Source organism: Salinispora pacifica CNR114, from assembly GCF_000514775.1.
GTDB lineage: Bacteria > Actinomycetota > Actinomycetes > Mycobacteriales > Micromonosporaceae > Micromonospora > Micromonospora pacifica.
Map to the genome: position 1 here is coordinate 146973 of NZ_AZWO01000005.1, position 17637 is coordinate 164609.

Genomic DNA, 17637 nt, shown 5'->3' on the forward strand with positions numbered 1-17637 from the left:
GACCCGTCCGGCGTTGCGCGGACACGCCCGGCGCGCGCCGCCGGGCCAGACGCGGGTCGGAGGGCGCCAGTAGGCTACTCACCGTGCTGGACACCCTCGATGCCGCCGCGGTCCGCCGTTGGTGCGCGGGTGGGCTGGTCGCGCTGAAACGCCACCAGGGCGAGATCGACCACCTCAATGTCTACCCGGTGCCCGACCGTGATACCGGCACCAACCTGGTCCTCACCCTCACCTCGGCGCAGCAGGCGTTGGCGATGGAGCTGGACAAGCTGCCCGACGACGGGCGCACCCCGCACGGGCAGGCGCTCCGGCTGATGGCGCGGGGTGCGCTGCTCGGGGCCCGGGGCAACTCGGGAGTGATCCTGGCGCAGATCCTGCGTGGCTTCGCGGACGCGCTGGCCGCGGTCCCGGTGGTGCGGGGCCGGGCGCTGGCCGCCGCCCTGCGCGCCGCCGCCACCGCCGCCTACGCCGCCGTCGCCGCTCCGGTCGAGGGGACGCTGCTCAGCGTGGCCGCCGCCGCGGCACGCGCCGCCGAGCGGGCCGGCCGGGACGAGCTGGGCACCGTGGTCCGGGCCGCGGCCGACGAGGCCGCCCAAGCCCTCGGCCGAACGCCCCAGCAGCTACCGGCGCTGGCCCGCGCGCGGGTGGTTGACGCCGGTGGGCGGGGCCTCTGTCTGCTACTCGACGCCCTGGTCGAGGTGGTCACCGGGGAGCGTCCGGCGCGTCCGGAGCTCACCGGCCGCTCGCCCCACCCGCCAGCCGACGATTCCCGCGAGCGCAGCGGGTCGACGTACGCCTACGAGGTGCAGTACCTGCTCGACGCCGAACCGGCGGCCGTGGCCCGGCTACGCGAGGAGCTCGGCGCTCTGGGCGACTCGCTGGCGGTCGTCGGCGACGGCGCGGTCTCCGGCGGCACCTGGAACGTCCACGTGCACGTGGACGATGTCGGCGCGGCAATCGAGGCGGGAGTGGTCGCTGGTCGTCCGCACCGGATCGCGGTGACCCGCTTCGCCGATCCGCCCCGGCCGCCCGCGTCGCCGGGGCCCGACCCGGCGCCGGACCGCCGGGCGGCGGTGGTGGTGGCCACCGGGGTTGGCATCGTCGAGCTCTGCACCGCGGCGGAGGCGACGGTGCTGGAGGGCGTCTTCTCCACCGATGAGCTGTTGACCGCCGTCCGCGCCACTGGCGCGGCCCACGTCGTGGTGCTGCCCAACGACGCGGACACCCAGGCGATGGCGAACGACGTGACCCGAGCGGCGTACGAACTCGGCGTCAGGGTCAGCGTGGTCCCGACCCGGTCGCCGGTGCAGGCGCTCGCCGCGCTCGCCGTCCGGGACCCGGGTCGGCCCTTCGAGGACGACGTGATCGCGATGGCCGAGGCCGCCGGCGCCTGCCGGTACGCGGAGGTCTGCTACGCCAGCCGGGCGGCCCTGACGGTCGCCGGTCCCTGCCGGCCGGGGGACGTGCTCGCCCTGGTCGACGGCGAGGTACACCTCATCGGGGCGGACCTGCTCGACACCTGCACCGCTGTGGTCGACCGGATGCTCGGCGGCGGTGGCGAGCTGGTGACCCTGCTGGTTGGGGCGGACGCCCCCGCCGGCCTGGCCGAGGCGGTCCGCGAGCACGTGGTTCGCTCCTGGCCGTTCGTCGAGGCGCAGGTGTACCTGGGCGGGCAGCCGCACCACCCGCTCCTGGTGGGGGTCGAATGACCTCCGACCAGGCCACTGTCGACACCCCGTTGGGCAAGCTGGTCGGGGCGAAGACGGCCAAGGCGCTCGCCGCCCACCTTGACCTGCACACCGCGGGCGATCTGCTCTACCACGTCCCCCGCCGGTACGACGAGCGCGGTGAGCACACCGACATTCGGTCGCTCGATGTCGGCGAGCAGGTCACCGTCCTGGCCCAGGTGCAGCGCACCGCCGTGCGTCCGATGCGCCAGCGCCGCGGAAATCTGCTGGAGGTGACGGTCGGTGACGGTTCGGGGGGCGCGCTGACCCTGACCTTCTTCGGCAACCAGGTCTGGCGCGAGCGGGACCTACGCCCCGGCCGGTGGGGGCTGTTCGCCGGCAAGGTCACCGAGTTTCGGGGCCGCCGGCAGCTCAACGGCCCGGAGTACGTGCTCCTCGGCGACGGTGCTGAGGGCGAGGTGGCGGCCAGCGAGGAGGTCGAGGAGTTCGCGGGCGCGTTGATCCCGGTCTATCCGGCCGCCGCGGCGGTGCCGACGTGGGTGATCGCCCGGTGCGTGCGGGTCGTACTGGACACTGTCGACCCACCGGCGGATCCGGTACCGGCTACCGTGCGGAGCGCTCGTAACCTGGTCGGCCTCGGCACCGCCCTGCGCGAGGTGCACCGGCCGGCCAGTAAGGAGGCGCTCTACCGGGCCCGCCGCCGGCTCAAGTGGGACGAGGCCTTCGCGGTGCAGCTCACCCTGGTGCGACGCAAGCGGCAGGCCGCCGACCACCCAGCCCGACCACGACCCGGAGTGGACGGTGGCCTGCGAGACGCCTTCGACGCCCGCCTGCCGTACCAGCTGACGGCCGGCCAGCGGGAGGTCGGCACCGAGATCGCCACCGACCTGGCCACCGCCCACCCGATGCACCGGCTGCTCCAGGGCGAGGTCGGTTCCGGTAAGACGGTGGTCGCGCTGCGCGCGATGCTGCAGGTGGTGGACGCCGGTGGGCAGGCCGCCCTGCTGGCCCCGACCGAGGTGCTCGCCGCCCAGCACCACCGCGGCATCCTCGACCTGCTCGGGTCGCTGGGGCGGGCGGGCGAGCTGGACGCCGCCGAGCACGCCACCCGGGTGGAGCTGGTCACCGGGTCGCTGGGTGCCGCGGCTCGTCGCCGGGCACTGGGCGAGGTGCGTAGCGGCGCCGCCGGCATCGTGCTGGGCACACACGCCCTGCTGTACGAGGGCGTCGACTTCGCCGACCTCGGGCTGGTGGTGGTGGACGAGCAGCACCGCTTCGGCGTCGAGCAGCGGGACGCGTTGCGGGCGAAGGCGGAGCAGCCACCACACGTACTGGTCATGACGGCCACCCCGATTCCCCGTACGGTGGCCATGACCGTCTACGGAGACCTGGAGGTCTCCACCCTGTCGCAGCTGCCGCGGGGGCGTTCGCCGATCGCGTCGCACGTGGTTCCGGCCGCGGAGAAGCCGGCCTTCCTGGACCGGGCGTGGCGCCGGCTGCGGGAGGAGGTCACCGCCGGCCACCAGGCGTACGTGGTCTGCCCACGTATCGGCGACGGCCCCGCCGCCGACGAGGAGGCGGCGCCGGCGGACGACACCGCGCGCCGGCCACCGCTCGCGGTGACCGAGGTGGCGCCGCTGCTCGCCGAGGGGCCGCTGCACGGGCTGCGGATCGGGGTGCTGCACGGTCGACTTCCCGCGGAGGAGAAGGACGCGGTGATGCGTTCCTTCGCCGCTGGTGATCTCGATGTGCTGGTGGCCACCACCGTGGTCGAGGTCGGAGTGGACGTGCCGAACGCCACCGTGATGATCGTGCTGGACGCCGACCGGTTCGGGGTGTCCCAGCTGCATCAGCTGCGCGGTCGGGTCGGCCGTGGCTCCGCGGCGGGGCTCTGTCTGCTGGTCACCGAGGCGCTGGAGGGCAGTCCGGCGCGGGAGCGGCTGGACGCGGTGGGGTCGACAACGGATGGTTTCAAGCTCGCCGAGCTCGATCTGGAGCAGCGCCGCGAGGGCGATGTGCTCGGTGCCACCCAGTCCGGTCGCCGCTCGCAGCTGCGGCTGCTGTCGCTGCTGCGGGACGCGGACCTGATCCGCGACGCCCGGACCGAGGCGATCAACCTGGTAGAGGAGGATCCGGAGCTGGTGCGCCATCCGGCGTTGGCGGCGTCGGTGGCGGCCCTGGTGGACGCGGACCGCGCCGAGTACCTGGAGAAGGGTTAGCCGCGCCAGGGGCGGCGGCGACCAGAGCGGGATCGGTCCGGCATGGCCGGTCCGGCGGGATCGGGTCCGGCTCGGTAAGCCCGGACGGTATCGGTCCGGGCAACGGCGAAGGGCGGGCCGACCAACTGGTCGGCCCGCCCTCAGCGGTCAGTAACCCTCAGCTCAGGCGGTGAACCGGAGCTTGCGACGACGGGCCATGACGAACAGGCCGCCACCGATGGCCAGCAGTACGGCGGCGCCGGCGGCGATGCCGCCAGCCGCGGCACCGGTCACGGGCAGGCCCGGGTCGCCGCCGCCCTCACCGGGGGTGCAGTCCTCGGGCTTCTCCCAGGCGACCGGCTCGGGGTTCTCGATGCCCTCGCCGCTCGGCGTGACGGTCAGGCCCTCCTCGGCCGGGAAGGACACGGTGCCGCTCATGCCCGGCTCGACGGTCAGCGTCTGCGGCTCGCCCTTGTTCGGGGTGAAGGTCGCGGTGACGGTCTTGCCGTCCTCGGGGTTGTCGATCTCGAAGATCAGCTCGTCGCAGGTGGACTTGTAGGCGCCGGTCGGCTCGCCCGGCTCGACGCAGTCGTCGGCCGGCTCCGGGGCGCCCTTGAAGAGCACCTCATCGGTGCCCTCTTCCCGCACCAGGATTTCGGTCGCCTGCTCCGCGGGAATCTGGATTGTTGCGCTCTCGCCAGGCTTGACGCTCGCCTCCTGCTCGCCGCCCACCGCCGTAACAGTGAACTCCGCCGCGGCGGTCGCGTCGGCGGCGTTGTTGAGCGTGACGTGGACGACGCCCTCGCAGTCAGCCTGGATGCTCGCCGTCGGCTTGGGAGTCCCTGACGTGGGCGGGTCGGAGGGCGTCGGCGTCGGAGTGGTCGGCGTCGGCGTCGGAGTCGGCGGCTTACAGGTGCCGCAGATCTTGACCGTGGCCGGGCGCAGCCGGCGCTCCTTGAAACCGTTGTCCCATTCGACCCGGACGGCCAGCGACGCCTTGGTGACGTTGCGGTCCACCCGCAGGGAGGCGGTCAGCGTGTCGTTGATCGAGTGCGGGTACTCGTCGGTGACGGCGAGTTCGGGGATGGTGACGTCGGTGGCCTTCCGCCCGACGTAGGTCTTGGCCACCACCTCGACCAGCTTGAACTTCTCGACGTTCTTCGGGGTGGATGCGCTTTCGACGTTCCAGGTGACAACCCACTCGCCGGTGGCGGTGTCGCACTCGGCCGAGCCCGTGACGCTGCTGTGGTGGGCGCTGGCGGGGGTGGCGACGAGCGCTACCCCGGTGAGGCCGAGCAGCGCGCCGGCGGCGATGACGCCGGCACGTCGGAATAGGGCGTGGAGACGGTTCACGTCTGCTCCTGATAGAGGGGTCGGACGACGTGCCAGGCGGACGGGAGGTAGCGGTGACGCTGACGTGGACCGCGAGCTCACGGCGCTCGCTCGACACGGACTGTGCACCCACGGGGCGGGCACAGTGGGTGACTGTACTGACTTCCCATCGATCTCGTGGGCTGGGATGGGCGTCCCCCCAGGATGTTGCTGATTCGTGATCATTGATGTGCGGAGGGTCGCTGATTGGTGACCGTCCGATGTGTCGTATCGGTCTTTCTGGCGGTTACGGGGTCGTTGGGCGGTCCACGCGGTCGTGGCCGCCCACACCGAGGGGCAGCCGGATTACGATCCGGCCAAGGTCGGCCGGGGCGAGTGACGTAGCGTCGGACCATGACCATGTCCATGACCAGGAGTAGGCGTTGACGCGCATCGTGGCGGGCGCGCTCGGTGGACGCCGCATCGCCACCCCGCCCGGCGCCGGCACGCGGCCCACCTCTGACCGGGTCCGGGAGGCCCTGTTCAGCGCCGTTGCGGCGGCCGACGACCTGGAGGGGGTCCGATTCGCCGACCTGTACGCCGGGTCCGGGGCGGTGGGGCTGGAGGCGCTCTCCCGGGGCGCCGCGCACGTGCTGTTGGTCGAGTCGAACCCGCGGGCCGCCCGGACGATCCGGGAGAACATGGCCGCCCTGCGGGCCGGTGCGGCTGCCCGCCTGGTCGCGGGGAAGGTGGCCACCGTGCTCGCGGCCGGCCCCGAAGACGGCCCGTATGACGTGGTCTTCGCCGACCCGCCCTACTCGGTGTCGGACGAGGAGGTTTCCGTCATGCTCGCCGCGCTCCTGGGGAACGGCTGGTTGGCGCCCGATGCCCTGGTCGTGGTGGAGCGGTCGAGTCGCAGCGGCCCGGTCGGCTGGGCGCCAGGTGTCACCGGCGAGCGCAGCCGGCGATACGGCGAAACCATCCTTTGGTACGGTCGCCGATCATGAGGCGTGCGGTCTGTCCCGGCTCGTTCGACCCGGTCACCAACGGTCATCTCGACATCATCGGCCGGGCCAGTCGGCTCTTCGATGAAGTGATCGTCGGAGTGCTGATCAACCAGTCGAAGACCGGTCTGTTCACCGTTGACGAGCGCATCGACATGCTCCGCGAGGCGATCTCGTCGTACGGCAACGTTCGGGTGGAGTCGTTCCGCGGCCTGTTGGTGGACTTCTGTCACGCCCAGCAGGCCAGTGTCCTGATCAAGGGGCTCCGGGCGGTCAGTGACTTCGACTACGAGTTGCAGATGGCCCAGATGAACATCGGCCTGGCCGGCGTCGAGACGCTCTTCATGCCGACCAACCCGCTCTACTCGTTCCTCTCCTCGAGCCTGGTCAAGGATGTGGCGAAGTGGGGTGGTGACATCTCCGCCCACGTGCCGGAGGTGGTTCGCGAAGCCCTGCTGGCCCGCCTCGACCCGCCGTCGCGTCCCTGACCCACGGTCGGCGTCTCGGTTCGTCGTTGGTGTCCCGGTTCAGGGGACGGCGTCTCGGTCCCGGTCCGCCGCACCATGCGCCCCCTCCCGGCGACGCGCCGGGAGGGGGCATGGTGCGCCGGTGGATGGCACAGCGCATCATGTGTGGGGGCGCCGAATCCGGGTTCAACCCGCATCATTGAGATCGGCCGACGAACAACAGGAGTGAGGTACCAGTGGACCCGCTCGATCGAATCGACGAACTGATCACCATGGTGGAGCAGGCCCGCTCCGTGCCCATGTCCCGCAACAACTGCATGTTCGACCGGGGCGAGATGATCGCTGTCCTCGACGAACTGCGTGCCGAGTTACCCGCGGACCTGCGTCGGGCCGCCGCGCTGCTCGATGAGCGCGACAAGATCATGGAGGCCGGGAAGCGGGAGGCTGACCGGATCATCGCCGAGGGGGAGACGGAGCACGCCCGACTCGTGTCGATGAACGAGATCACCGTCTCGGCCGAGCACGAGGGGGCGCGGATCGTCGCCGAGGCGCGGGCCGAGGCGCAGCGACTCCGGGACGAGGTGGACGACTACGTCGACACCGCGCTCGCCAACTTCGAGCAGTTCCTCACCCGCGCCCTCGCCTCGATCGAGCGGGGTCGGGACAAGATGCACGCCCTCCGGGAGATCGGTACGTTCAGCGGAGAAGAGGCCGAGCGGCCGTTGAACTTCTAGGGCCGGCGGCCAGGACCGCGGGTTGAGCCCTGCCGAACGGGCGCGGTACGCCGCCGCCGTGGGGTGGAAACGCCCCCGGTTCGACGTTGCGGCGACCACCCAGGTAATCTCGGGTGTCGGCCCTCCCACCGGCCGGAGTCTAACTATGCCCAAGCACACGCCTGCACCACTCGACCCCAGGTCGCCGCTGGTCCTCGACACGAGAGACCTGCCGCGTCGACCTGGCGCGTTGCGTACGGTCCGGCGGGTGGCGGCGGCACCGGCGGACCTCGGCGTGGAGTTGATCGGCGTGCCGGCCGGTGCTGATCTCGACCTCGACCTGAGGTTGGAGTCGGTATCCGAGGGGGTGCTCGTCTCCGGGACCATCAGTGTTCCCATCAGGGGCGAGTGCAGCCGCTGCCTGCGCGAGATCGACGACGTCGCGGCCGTCCCGGTCCAGGAGCTGTACGCGTACGAGAACAGCACCACGGACATGACGGCCGACGAGGACGAGGTGGGCCGGATGCAGGGCGATCTGATCGACCTGGAGCCGGTGCTGCGGGACGCGGTGGTGTTGACGCTGCCGACCAACCCGCTCTGCCGGGAGGACTGCCCAGGCCTCTGCCCCGACTGCGGGGTGGGCTGGGCTGAGCTGCCGGCCGATCACAGCCACCAGCAGGTCGACCCGCGTTGGGCGGCCCTGTCGCAACTGACCCGTAAAGAGGAGTAAGAACCGTGGCCGTCCCCAAGCGCAAGATGTCGCGCAGCAACACCCGGTCCCGTCGGGCGCAGTGGAAGACCGCGGCGGTTGCGACCGTGGCCTGCCCGCAGTGCAAGTCGGCCAAGCTGCCGCACGCCGCCTGCTCCGTCTGCGGCACCTACAACGGCCGCCAGGTCCTTGAGGTCTGACCTGGACGACGAGTGACGCCCCCGACCTCTGGTCGGGCGGCGCGTGCGCCCCGGCGCGCGCCCGATGCCCCGGCTCCCATCGCCACCGGCTGGCCTGTTCCGGTCGAGGTCCCGGCGGAGCCGGGCATCGTGCGGATCGCCGTCGACCTCCTCGGCGGGGACGACGCTCCCGCCGTCGTGGTTGACGGCGTTCTGCGGGCCGTCCGTGCCGACCCCGACCTACACGTTCTGCTCGTCGGCCCGCCCGAGGCCGTCGGCGAGCTGACCGCCACCCTCGATCCGGCGCAGCGCGTCCGGATCACGACTTGCCCCGCTGAGCGGGGAGACCACACCACCGCCCGCGCCAACTCCACCGTTGGCGCCGCGGTGGACGCTGTCCGGGACGGCGCCGCCGACGCGCTCGTCTCCGCTGGTTCGACCGGGGCCACCGTCACCGCTGCTGCGCTCGGGCTCGGCCGCTGGCCCGACGTCCGGCAGCCAGCCCTGGCCGCCACCCTGCCCGGGGTCAACGGTCCGGTGGTCCTCCTGGACGTCGGCGGCTCGTTGGAGCCCCGTCCGGCTACCCTCGCCCGGCACGCGGCGCTCGGTGCCGCGTACGCCGTCGTCACGCATGCGCTTGAGTCACCGCGGGTCGGGTTGCTCTCGATCGGCACCGAGCCCGGCAAGGGCGATCGCGCGCGACGCCTGGCCGATCCCGCCCTCGCCACGGCGCTGCTGCCGTGCGCCGCCCGCTATATCGGCTTGGTCGAGGGATACGACGTCGCGTCCGGCGCGCGCGCCGATGTGGTGGTCACCGACGGATTCACCGGTAACGTGCTGCTCAAGGCGATCGAGGGCGCGTACGCGTTGACCGGTGGCCCACCGGCTGGCGGCCGGGCTCCCCGGGCCGCCGCCCTGCTCGGCGTCGCTGGCACGGTGGTGGTGTGCCATGGTGCTGCCCACGGAGGGGACATCGCCTCGGGTATCGCGTTGGCAGCCCACCTGGCCCGGCGTGAGGCCACCGACCAGGTCCGTGCGCTTCTCTCCGATCTCGGCACGGAAGCTCCCACGGACCGCTACGACCGCATCACCGACACCGAGGTACGCACATCATGAGCATCGACAAGCGTCGGCGACCGGCCGTCGGACACCTGGAGGCGGCGTTCGGCGTGGCGCTGGACCCGGAGTTGCTGGAGCGGGCGTTGACCCACCGTTCGTACGCGTACGAGAACGGCGGTCTGCCCACCAACGAGCGGCTGGAGTTTCTCGGCGACTCGGTGCTCGGCGTGGTGATCACGACCGCGTTGTTCCACAACCACCCCGACCTGCCCGAGGGGCAGCTGGCAAAGCTGCGGGCCAGCGTGGTCAACATGCGGGCCCTCGCCGAGGTGGCCCGCGGTTTGGGACCCACCGGCCTCGGCCCGTATCTGCTGCTCGGCAAGGGGGAGGAGAGCACCGGCGGGCGGGACAAGGCGAGCATCCTCGCCGACACGCTGGAGGCGCTGCTCGGTGCGATCTATCTCGAGAGCGGCCTGGAGACCGTGGCGAGCGTCATCCACCGGCTCTTCGACCCGTTGATGGCCGAGTCGGCCGGGCGCGGCGCGGCGTTGGACTGGAAGACCAGCCTGCAGGAGCTGACCGCCGCGCAGGGGTTGGGCGTCCCCGAGTACCGAATCGAGGGCACGGGGCCGGACCACCTGAAGACCTTCACCGCCTGGGTGGTGGTGGCGGGCCGGCGGTACGGCGGCGCGGAGGGGCGGAGCAAGAAGGAAGCCGAGCAGCGGGCCGCCGAAGCGGCCTGGCGGACGCTGACCGAGCAGGCGGGGCAAGAACCGGCCAGCGCCGGCAGCGGGGCAGCCGGCAGTGCCTGAGCTGCCGGAGGTCGAGACCGTCCGGCAGGGGCTGGCGCAGTGGGTGATCGGCCGGCGGATCGCCGAGGTGCGGGTGCTGCACCCGCGGGCGGTACGCCGACACGCTGCGGGTGTCGCCCACTTCGCCGATGTGCTCGTCGGGACGACGGTCCGGGACGTGCGGCGGCGCGGAAAGTACCTGTGGCTACCGCTGGACAGCGGCGATGCGGTGATCGGGCACCTCGGTATGTCGGGGCAACTGCTCCTGCAGCCCGCTGCGGTGCCGGACGAAACCCACCTTCGGGTCCGGTTTCGGTTCGCGGATGACGGACCCGAGTTGCGCTTCGTCGACCAGCGAACGTTCGGCGGCTTGTCGGTCAGCGCCGGGGGCGCGGAACTACCCGCGGAGATCGCGCACATCGCCCGGGACCCGCTGGACCCGGAGTTCTCCGACGCCACCTTCGTCGCGGCGCTACGCCGTCGCCGCTCCGAGATCAAGCGGGCGCTGCTGGATCAGACGCTGCTCTCCGGCGTGGGCAACATCTACGCCGACGAGGCGCTCTGGCGGGCTCGGTTGCACGGCGCCCGGCCCGCCGACGGGCTGACCGGCCCGGCCGCACTGCGCCTACTCGGGCACGTCCGGGACGTGCTCGGCGAGGCGATCAAGGAGGGCGGAACGAGCTTCGACGCCCTGTACGTCAATGTCAACGGCGAGAGTGGTTACTTCGACCGGGCGCTGAACGTATACGGGCGGGCGGACCAGCCATGCCGGCGGTGCGGTGCGCCGGTGCGCCGTGAGGCGTTCATGAACCGCTCGTCGTTCAGCTGCCCGCGCTGCCAGCCGCGGCCGCGTGGGCCGGCATCCTGAACGCCGCGCCGTCGCGGTTGCCTCCCCAGCCGCCGCGCGGCTGAACCGAAGGCGCCCGGTTGAGGCACGCCGTTCGGCGCTGCCCAACCGGGCACCCAGGTGGTGGATGACGCGGACGACGACCCGTGGTCAACGGGGCGCGGCGAAGACCTGCGTCCAGTAGGGTCCGTTGCTGTTCGCGATGCCGACCCCGATTTCGGTGAAGGAGCAGTTCAGGATGTTCGCCCGGTGGCCGGGGCTGTTCATCCAGGCCTTCATCACCGCCGCCGGCGACTGCTGGTTCCAGGCGACGTTCTCCCCGATGGAGCTCCACTGGTAGCTGACATTGTTGACGCGGTCGCCGAGGCTACTGCCGTTGCTGCCTGTGTGTGTCATCTTCTTGTTGTCGGCCTGGTCCTGGCTGTGTCGCTGGGCGGCGGTCATCAGCTTGTCGTCGATGCCCAACGCCCCGCAGCCGGCTTTCGCGCGCTCAACGTTGGCCAGGCGCACCACCTCGGCGGCGTCTTTGCCGACGTCGCCGTTGGCGGGCTTGGTGGTGTTGGGGGGCGCGGTGCTACGGGTCGGGGCGGGCTGGGAGGTGGCGGTGGAGCGCGACGCCGTCGGGCTCGGCTTACGACTGGGGCTGACCGACGGCGACGGCGTGGGCGACGCCGTGGTCGGTGTGGCGCTGGGGCTGGCGGAGGTCGGTGATGTGTCGGGGAATCCACCCTCCGCGGTCGGGCTGGTCGCCACGATGTCGTCGATGGCCGAGGTGGGGCTGGCCCCACCACCACCAGAGAGGGCGGCGGCGCCGACCCCGAGGCTCACCACCAGTGTGGCTGCCGCCGCAGCTCCGCCGATGAGCAGCGGTCGCCGGTTCCGCCGGCCGGGCCGATCCTCGTCGGCCGCCAGCTCACCGGTTGGTGCAGCGGCTTCCACGACGGGCGGCATGCTGGTCGTCGGTTCGTCGGCGTACCAGCCGGTCGGCTTCGGGGGCGGCCACTGGCCGGTGGGTTCGGGCTGCCCGGCGGGGGTGGCCGCGCCGTGCCGGCCGCCGGTGGATTCGTCCGGCCGGCCCGCGACCCGCCAGTCGCCCGACCGGTCGGGCTGCCAGCTCTGGGTGGGCTCTCCGTGCTGCCGGTTCGGGGTGGCTTCCCAGCCCCGCGTGGGCTGCTCCTGGTAGGGGTCACCGGAGCGTCCGTGGCGCGGCTGCTCCCCGGCTCCCCAGCCCCGGGCGGGCTCGGAGTCGGGCCCCCAGCGCGCGGTCGGCTGCTGCTTGTCCCACTCGTTGGCGGGCCGGTCCCATCGGTCGGTGGGCTGCTCCCAGCCGCCGGAGGGGTTGTCCGGCTCGTCACCGAACAGGTAGGCAGAGCGTGGCTCCGGGCGGTCCGTCGGCCACGCTGGTTGGTCAGCCGGCGGTTCTGGTTGCCGACGACTACCGTCCGGGTTCCTCGGGTCGTTCCAGCCGTACACGACGGTCGCCTCCACGGGTTGAGGTGCGGGCCGGGGCGACGCTACGTCGCAGCCGCTGCCTGCGGCAACGTGGCTAAGAAAGAGTTAAGGGGAACCCGGACTCGCGGGGTGGGGAGTTGGCGGAAGTAGTGCGTACAGTTAAGTGGTCCGGACAGCGCATGTCCGCGCCGAGAGGCAGCCCCCGTTAGGTGGACAGGTCGACGTGGAGATGGTCACGGCCTGTAGCAACTTGACGAAGGAGGGGGTGTCAGCTCAATATGTAGGTGTCGCCAGTCGCGCCCGGTCATGCCCAGAATTTGCTGGATTGACAGTCGCGTACTAACTGGGCGCGCGTTGGCCGGCTCTTCCGGCAGCGCATATCAAGGAGTCAACATGGCGAAGGCCCTGTACGGCCACGTAGGTGCGGCGCCCGATCGGCGCCTGCTCGACGAGGTCACCCGACTGCGTGCCACGGTTCAGGCACTGGAGTTCGAGATCACGCGGTTGCGTGCCGAGAACGATCGGCTCGCGGCAGCGGCGGCCGAGGCGGATGACCTACTCCGTCTCGCTGAGCCCGCGCTGACCTGATCCACCAGGTCCGCACTGGTCCGCAGTCCGTAGAAAACCGAATCGCACCAGGTAAGAAGCGCGCCGACACGACCGTGCCGGCGCGCGGTTCTGTGTAGCCCGTCACCCGGTGCGCATCGCCAGCTGGGTACGTCAGCGCTGGTGCCCCCGGCAACTGTGGCTCCCGGCACCTGTGGCTCCCGTCACCTGTGCGGTCCGGCACCTGATTCGGTGCCAGGGGAGCCGCATCAGGGCCCCGAGTCACCGTGCGTCCTGCTCGACTCGGGCGGAAACCTGAATCGGAGCTGCCCGGCGGTCGCGCCGCAGGCGGGTCGCGTGCGCGGTGGCTGCCGACAGCGGGTTAGTCTGCGGGTTCACCAGGTCCGCGCGGCCGGGCGACGGTACGGCGGCCACCGGACGAGGATCGAGAAGGTGTATCTCAAGAGCCTGACGGTCAAGGGCTTCAAGTCCTTCGCCTCAGCGACGACGCTGAAGTTGGAGCCGGGCATCACCTGCGTGGTGGGTCCGAACGGCTCCGGCAAGTCAAACGTTGTCGACGCTATCGCCTGGGTCCTCGGCGAGCAGGGCGCGAAGGCACTGCGGGGCGGCAAGATGGAAGATGTCATCTTCGCCGGCACCGCCGGGCGGGCGCCGCTGGGCCGGGCCGAGGTGACCCTCACCATCGACAACACCGACGGCGCGCTGCCCATCGAGTACACCGAGGTTTCGATCACCCGCCGGATGTTCCGCTCCGGTGAGAGCGAGTACGAGATCAACGGTGACTCCTGTCGGCTGCTCGACATTCAGGAGCTGCTCAGCGACTCCGGTATCGGCCGGGAGATGCACATCATCGTCGGCCAGGGGCGGCTCGACGGCATGCTGCACGCCAAACCGGAAGACCGGCGGGCCTTCATCGAGGAGGCGGCCGGCGTCCTCAAACACCGCAAGCGCAAGGAGAAGGCGCTGCGGAAGCTCGACGCGATGCAGACCAACCTGAACCGGCTCACCGACCTCACCGCCGAACTGCGCCGCCAGCTCAAGCCACTCGGCCGGCAGGCCGAGGTGGCCCGCCGGGCCGCGGTTATCCAGGCGAACCTGCGGGACTCCCGGCTCCGACTGCTCGCCGACGACCTCGCCACCCTACGCAGCACCCTGGCCAAGGAGATCGCGGACGAGACCGCGCTGCGCGAGCGGCGCGAGCGAACAGAGGCCGAGCATGCCGAGGTGCAGGCCCGCCTCGGCGAGCTGGAGGCGGCGCTCGCCGAGGACGCCCCACTGCTCGCCGCCGCCCAGGACACCTGGTACCGGCTCTCGGCGCTGCAGGAGCGATTCCGGTCGATGGAGCAGCTGGCCCGGGAGCGGCGGCGCCACCTGAGCGCCACGCCGGACGATGAGCGGCCGGGTCGGGACCCGGACCAGCTCGAGGTGGAGGCGGAGCACGTCCGCGAGCAGGAGGAGGAGCTCCGCGCGGCGCTCACCGACGACCAGGTGCGGCTGGCCGAGGCGGTGGAGCACCGCCAGGAGTTGGAGCAGCAGCTCGCCGCCGCCGAGCGGGCGCTGGTGACGGCGGCGAAGGCCATCGCCGACCGGCGGGAGGGGCTGGCCCGGCTGGCGGGGCAGGTCAACTCCGCCCGTGCCCGCACGGCCACCGCCGGTGAGGAGATCGAGCGCCTCAGCACCGCGCACGCCGACGCTTCGGCTCGGGCGGAACGGGCCCAGGCCGAGCTGGACGCCGTGGCGGAGCAGTCCACCGAGGCCGATCGGGACAACGCCGGCCTGGACGCCCGCCACGCGGAGGCGGTCGCCGTCCAGGAGCAGGCACAGGCGGGGGTGCGGTCGTGCAGCGACGCCGAGCGGTCCGCGGAGAAGGAAGCCGCCACCTGGAAGGCCCGCGAGGAGGCGCTCGCCCTGGGCCTGCGCCGTAAGGATGGCGCGGGCGCCCTGCTGGCTCGGGCGGGTGAGGTGCCGGGGCTGCTCGGCGGCCTCTCCGGGCTGCTCACCGTCGCGCCCGGGCACGAGGCTGCGCTCGCCGCTGCGTTGGACGGGCTCGCCGACGCCGTCGTGGTCAGCGGCGTGGACGAGGCGGCCGAAGCGATCCGCCTACTCAAGATTTCCGATGCTGGTCGCGCTGGTCTGCTGGTGGGTAGCCCGGCCGGCCCCGGCATGACCGGCCCAGCCGACGCGCTGCGCCCCAAGCTGCCGGACCGGGCCCAGTGGGCGCCAGACCTCGTGGAGTGCGACGGACAGCTTCGTCCAGCCGTACACCGGGCACTGCGGGATGTCGTCCTCGTCCCCGACCTCGTCACCGCCGCCGAGGTCATCGGCGACAATTCCGAGCTGCGGGCGGTGACCCCGGAGGGGGACGTGCTCGGGGCGTACGCGGCCGCCGGCGGGTCGGCCAAGGCGCCGAGCTTCATCGAGGTGCAGGCCGCCGTGGAGGAGGCGCGGACCCATCGCGCTGCCGCCGAGCAGACCGCTGCGCAGCTGCGTGAGCAGCTGGTGCAGGCCCGGGCCGAGGTGGCGGTGGCGAAGGAGGCGGTGCAGCAGGCCGCCGCGGCGAAGCGGGAGGCTGAGGGGCACCGCAACGCCGCCGCTCGCCGCCTCGCCGAACTGGGGGCCGCGGCCCGGTCCGCGCAGGCCGAGACCGAACGGCTCGGTGCGGCCCGCTCCCGCGCCGTCGAGGCCCGCGAGCGGGACCTCACCAGCCTGACCGAGCTGGCCGAGCGGCTGCGGCTGGCCGAGGAGGCACCGGTGGACGCCGAACCCTCCACCGAGGAGCGCGACGAACTCGCCGCGGCCCTCCCCCGAGCCCGGCAGAACGAGATGGAGGTACGGCTGGCGGTGCGTACCGCCGAGGAGCGGGTCTCCTCGATCGCCGGACGGGCCGACTCGCTCCGCCGGCAGGCCACGGCTGAGCGGGCCGCCCGGGAGCGGGCGGCGGCGCGGCGGGCGGTACGTACCCGGGGGGCCGCGGTCGCCGGGGCGGTGGCCGCCGGAGCGCACACGGCGCTGGCCCGGCTTGAGGTCTCCATCGACCAGGCGGCGCAGCAGCGGGACGCCGTGGCCAGCCAACGCGCGGCCCGGGAGGCCGAGCTCGCCGAGGTGCGCGGCGCCGCGAAGCGCCTCGGGGCGGAGCTGGAGCGGCTCACCGGCCAGGTGCACCGGGACGAGGTCGCCCGCGCCGAGCAACGGCTGCGGATCGAGCAGCTGGAGGCGAAGGCGGCCGAGGACTTCGGCCTGGACCTGGCGACCCTGATCGCCGAGTACGGTCCGACCCAGCCGGTCCCGCCGACCGACGCCGAGGTCGCCGCCGCCGAACGGGACGGCCAGCCCGTGCCCGAGGCGGTCGGGTACGAGCGGGCGGTGCAGGAGAAGCGGGCCGCCAAGGCGGAGCGGGAATTGACCCTGCTCGGCAAGGTCAATCCCCTCGCGCTGGAGGAGTTCGCGGCGCTGGAGGAGCGGTACAAGTTCCTGACCGAGCAGCTGGAGGACCTGAAGGCCACCCGGCGGGACCTGTTGACCGTGGTCAAGGATGTGGACGACCGGATCCTGTCGGTCTTCGCCAGCGCGTTCGCCGACACCGCCCGGGAGTTTGAGCAGGTCTTCGGCGTACTCTTCCCCGGCGGTGCGGGGCGGCTGGTCCTCACCGATCCGGACGACCTGCTCACCACCGGCGTCGAGGTGGAGGCCCGCCCGCCGAGCAAGAAGATCAAACGGTTGTCGCTGCTCTCCGGTGGGGAGCGGTCGCTGACCGCGGTGGCGATGCTGGTGGCGATCTTCCGGGCTCGGCCCAGTCCCTTCTACATCATGGACGAGGTGGAGGCGGCGCTCGACGACGTGAACCTGGGTCGCCTGCTCACACTGCTCACGCAGCTGCGGGAGAGGAGCCAGCTGATCGTCATCACGCACCAGAAGCGGACGATGGAGGTCGCGGACGCGCTCTACGGCGTGACCATGCGAAACGGGGTTACCCAGGTAATCAGCCAGCGGCTCGACCGAGCCGGGGGCGGGCAGGAGGATAGCGAGTGAGTCGGGAACGAGCGACGGCGTTGTTGGTGGACTTCGATGGGGTGCTGCGCCGCTGGGACCCGGCGGTCGCCGCCGGCGTCGAGCAGGCGTACGGGCTCACCGAAGGTGTCCTCAACGAGATCGCGATGTCCTGGGGGCTGCTCCAGCCGGTACTGACCGGCCGGGTGAGCCACGCCGAGTGGATGGCCAGCGTGGCCGCGGCGCTGGCCCCGTCGGTGGGGGAGCAGCAGGCTCAGGCGGCTGTGCACGAGTGGCAGCGCTACCGGGGCGAGGTCGACCCGCAGGTGCTGACGTTCGTCCGGGAGGTCCGGGCGTCCGGGGTCCCGGTCGGGCTCGCCACGAACGCCACCGACGTACTCGATGCCGACCTCGCCGCCCTCGGGCTCGAGGGTGAGCTGGATGTGGTGGTCAACTCGTCGGTCGTCGGCACGCACAAGCCGGCGAAGGAGTACTTCGAGGCGGCCTGCGAGGCGCTGCGCACCTCGCCGTCGCGGGTGCTGCTCGTTGACGACGACGACCGGGTGGTCGCGGGGGCCCGGGTGGCCGGCCTGTCGGCGCACCGTTGGAGCGGCCCCGGCGACCTGCGCTACCTGCGGGCCGCCCTGGCCCCGGCCGGCTGACGA

General features: G+C 72.2%; 15 protein-coding genes. 13 read left to right on the forward strand and 2 right to left on the reverse strand.

The window, feature by feature from the left end; all coding sequences use genetic code 11:
• The first annotated feature begins 83 nt into the window (after positions 1 to 83).
• Both B118_RS0104200 and recG read left to right on the forward strand, forming a co-directional pair.
• The gene (locus B118_RS0104200) at positions 84 to 1709 is read left to right on the forward strand and encodes a DAK2 domain-containing protein (protein WP_027645307.1); all 1626 of its coding nucleotides are present in this window, start codon (positions 84 to 86) and stop codon (positions 1707 to 1709) included.
• Positions 1706 to 3907, forward strand: coding sequence for an ATP-dependent DNA helicase RecG (recG, locus tag B118_RS0104205; protein WP_028192413.1), 2202 nt, complete (start codon positions 1706 to 1708; stop codon positions 3905 to 3907). Before B118_RS0104200 ends, recG begins: the two co-directional genes overlap by 4 nt.
• A 162-nt stretch (positions 3908 to 4069) precedes the next feature.
• Here recG and B118_RS0104210 read toward each other — a convergent pair whose 3' ends face one another.
• Entirely contained in the window at positions 4070 to 5239 is a 1170-nt protein-coding gene (locus B118_RS0104210) for a hypothetical protein (RefSeq protein WP_018826356.1), read from the reverse strand.
• A 401-nt stretch (positions 5240 to 5640) separates the two neighbouring features.
• Between B118_RS0104210 and rsmD the strand changes: the two genes are divergently transcribed.
• From rsmD to mutM, 8 genes are all read left to right on the forward strand, one after another.
• Positions 5641 to 6204: a 16S rRNA (guanine(966)-N(2))-methyltransferase RsmD gene (rsmD, locus tag B118_RS0104220; RefSeq protein ID WP_026185348.1), complete on the forward strand. Its 564-nt coding sequence runs from the start codon at positions 5641 to 5643 to the stop codon at positions 6202 to 6204.
• Positions 6201 to 6689 (forward strand): pantetheine-phosphate adenylyltransferase, encoded by a 489-nt coding sequence (coaD, locus tag B118_RS0104225; RefSeq protein WP_018220747.1) that lies wholly within the window; start codon positions 6201 to 6203, stop codon positions 6687 to 6689. Before rsmD ends, coaD begins: the two co-directional genes overlap by 4 nt.
• Before the next feature lie 215 nt (positions 6690 to 6904).
• Positions 6905 to 7402: an SPFH domain-containing protein gene (locus tag B118_RS0104230; RefSeq protein ID WP_018220746.1), complete on the forward strand. Its 498-nt coding sequence runs from the start codon at positions 6905 to 6907 to the stop codon at positions 7400 to 7402.
• 145 nt (positions 7403 to 7547) lie between these two features.
• Positions 7548 to 8111 carry a YceD family protein gene (locus B118_RS0104235; RefSeq protein WP_026185347.1) on the forward strand — a complete coding sequence of 188 codons (564 nt, stop codon included), beginning with the start codon at positions 7548 to 7550 and terminating at the stop codon, positions 8109 to 8111.
• 5 nt (positions 8112 to 8116) lie between these two features.
• Positions 8117 to 8290 carry a 50S ribosomal protein L32 gene (gene rpmF, locus B118_RS0104240; RefSeq protein ID WP_012181392.1) on the forward strand — a complete coding sequence of 58 codons (174 nt, stop codon included), beginning with the start codon at positions 8117 to 8119 and terminating at the stop codon, positions 8288 to 8290.
• 78 nt (positions 8291 to 8368) lie between these two features.
• The gene (locus B118_RS0104245) at positions 8369 to 9385 is read left to right on the forward strand and encodes a fatty acid synthesis plsX protein (RefSeq protein WP_050563734.1); all 1017 of its coding nucleotides are present in this window, start codon (positions 8369 to 8371) and stop codon (positions 9383 to 9385) included.
• Positions 9382 to 10140, forward strand: a complete 759-nt coding sequence (gene rnc / locus B118_RS0104250) for a ribonuclease III (protein WP_018220743.1) — start codon at positions 9382 to 9384, stop codon at positions 10138 to 10140. The genes B118_RS0104245 and rnc overlap by 4 nt, the downstream gene beginning before the upstream one ends.
• Complete coding sequence (mutM, locus tag B118_RS0104255; protein WP_027645305.1) at positions 10133 to 10987, forward strand: bifunctional DNA-formamidopyrimidine glycosylase/DNA-(apurinic or apyrimidinic site) lyase; 855 nt, start codon at positions 10133 to 10135, stop codon at positions 10985 to 10987. The genes rnc and mutM overlap by 8 nt, the downstream gene beginning before the upstream one ends.
• Positions 10988 to 11116: 129 nt before the next feature.
• On the opposite strand, the gene B118_RS0104260 is transcribed toward mutM, so the two are convergent.
• Entirely contained in the window at positions 11117 to 12454 is a 1338-nt protein-coding gene (locus B118_RS0104260; RefSeq protein ID WP_027645304.1) for a CAP domain-containing protein, read from the reverse strand.
• 357 nt (positions 12455 to 12811) lie between these two features.
• On the opposite strand from B118_RS0104260, the gene B118_RS0104265 reads away from it, so the two are divergent.
• The 3 genes from B118_RS0104265 to B118_RS0104275 all read left to right on the forward strand — a co-directional run bounded on the left by B118_RS0104265 (position 12812) and on the right by B118_RS0104275 (position 17634).
• Complete coding sequence (locus tag B118_RS0104265) at positions 12812 to 13006, forward strand: hypothetical protein (RefSeq protein WP_012181397.1); 195 nt, start codon at positions 12812 to 12814, stop codon at positions 13004 to 13006.
• Between the two features lie 411 nt (positions 13007 to 13417).
• A complete protein-coding gene (gene smc, locus B118_RS0104270; protein WP_018220739.1) occupies positions 13418 to 17014 on the forward strand; it encodes a chromosome segregation protein SMC in 3597 nt (1198 codons plus the stop codon).
• Positions 17011 to 17634 (forward strand): HAD family hydrolase, encoded by a 624-nt coding sequence (locus tag B118_RS0104275; protein WP_018220738.1) that lies wholly within the window; start codon positions 17011 to 17013, stop codon positions 17632 to 17634. Before smc ends, B118_RS0104275 begins: the two co-directional genes overlap by 4 nt.
• Positions 17635 to 17637 lie beyond the last annotated feature (3 nt).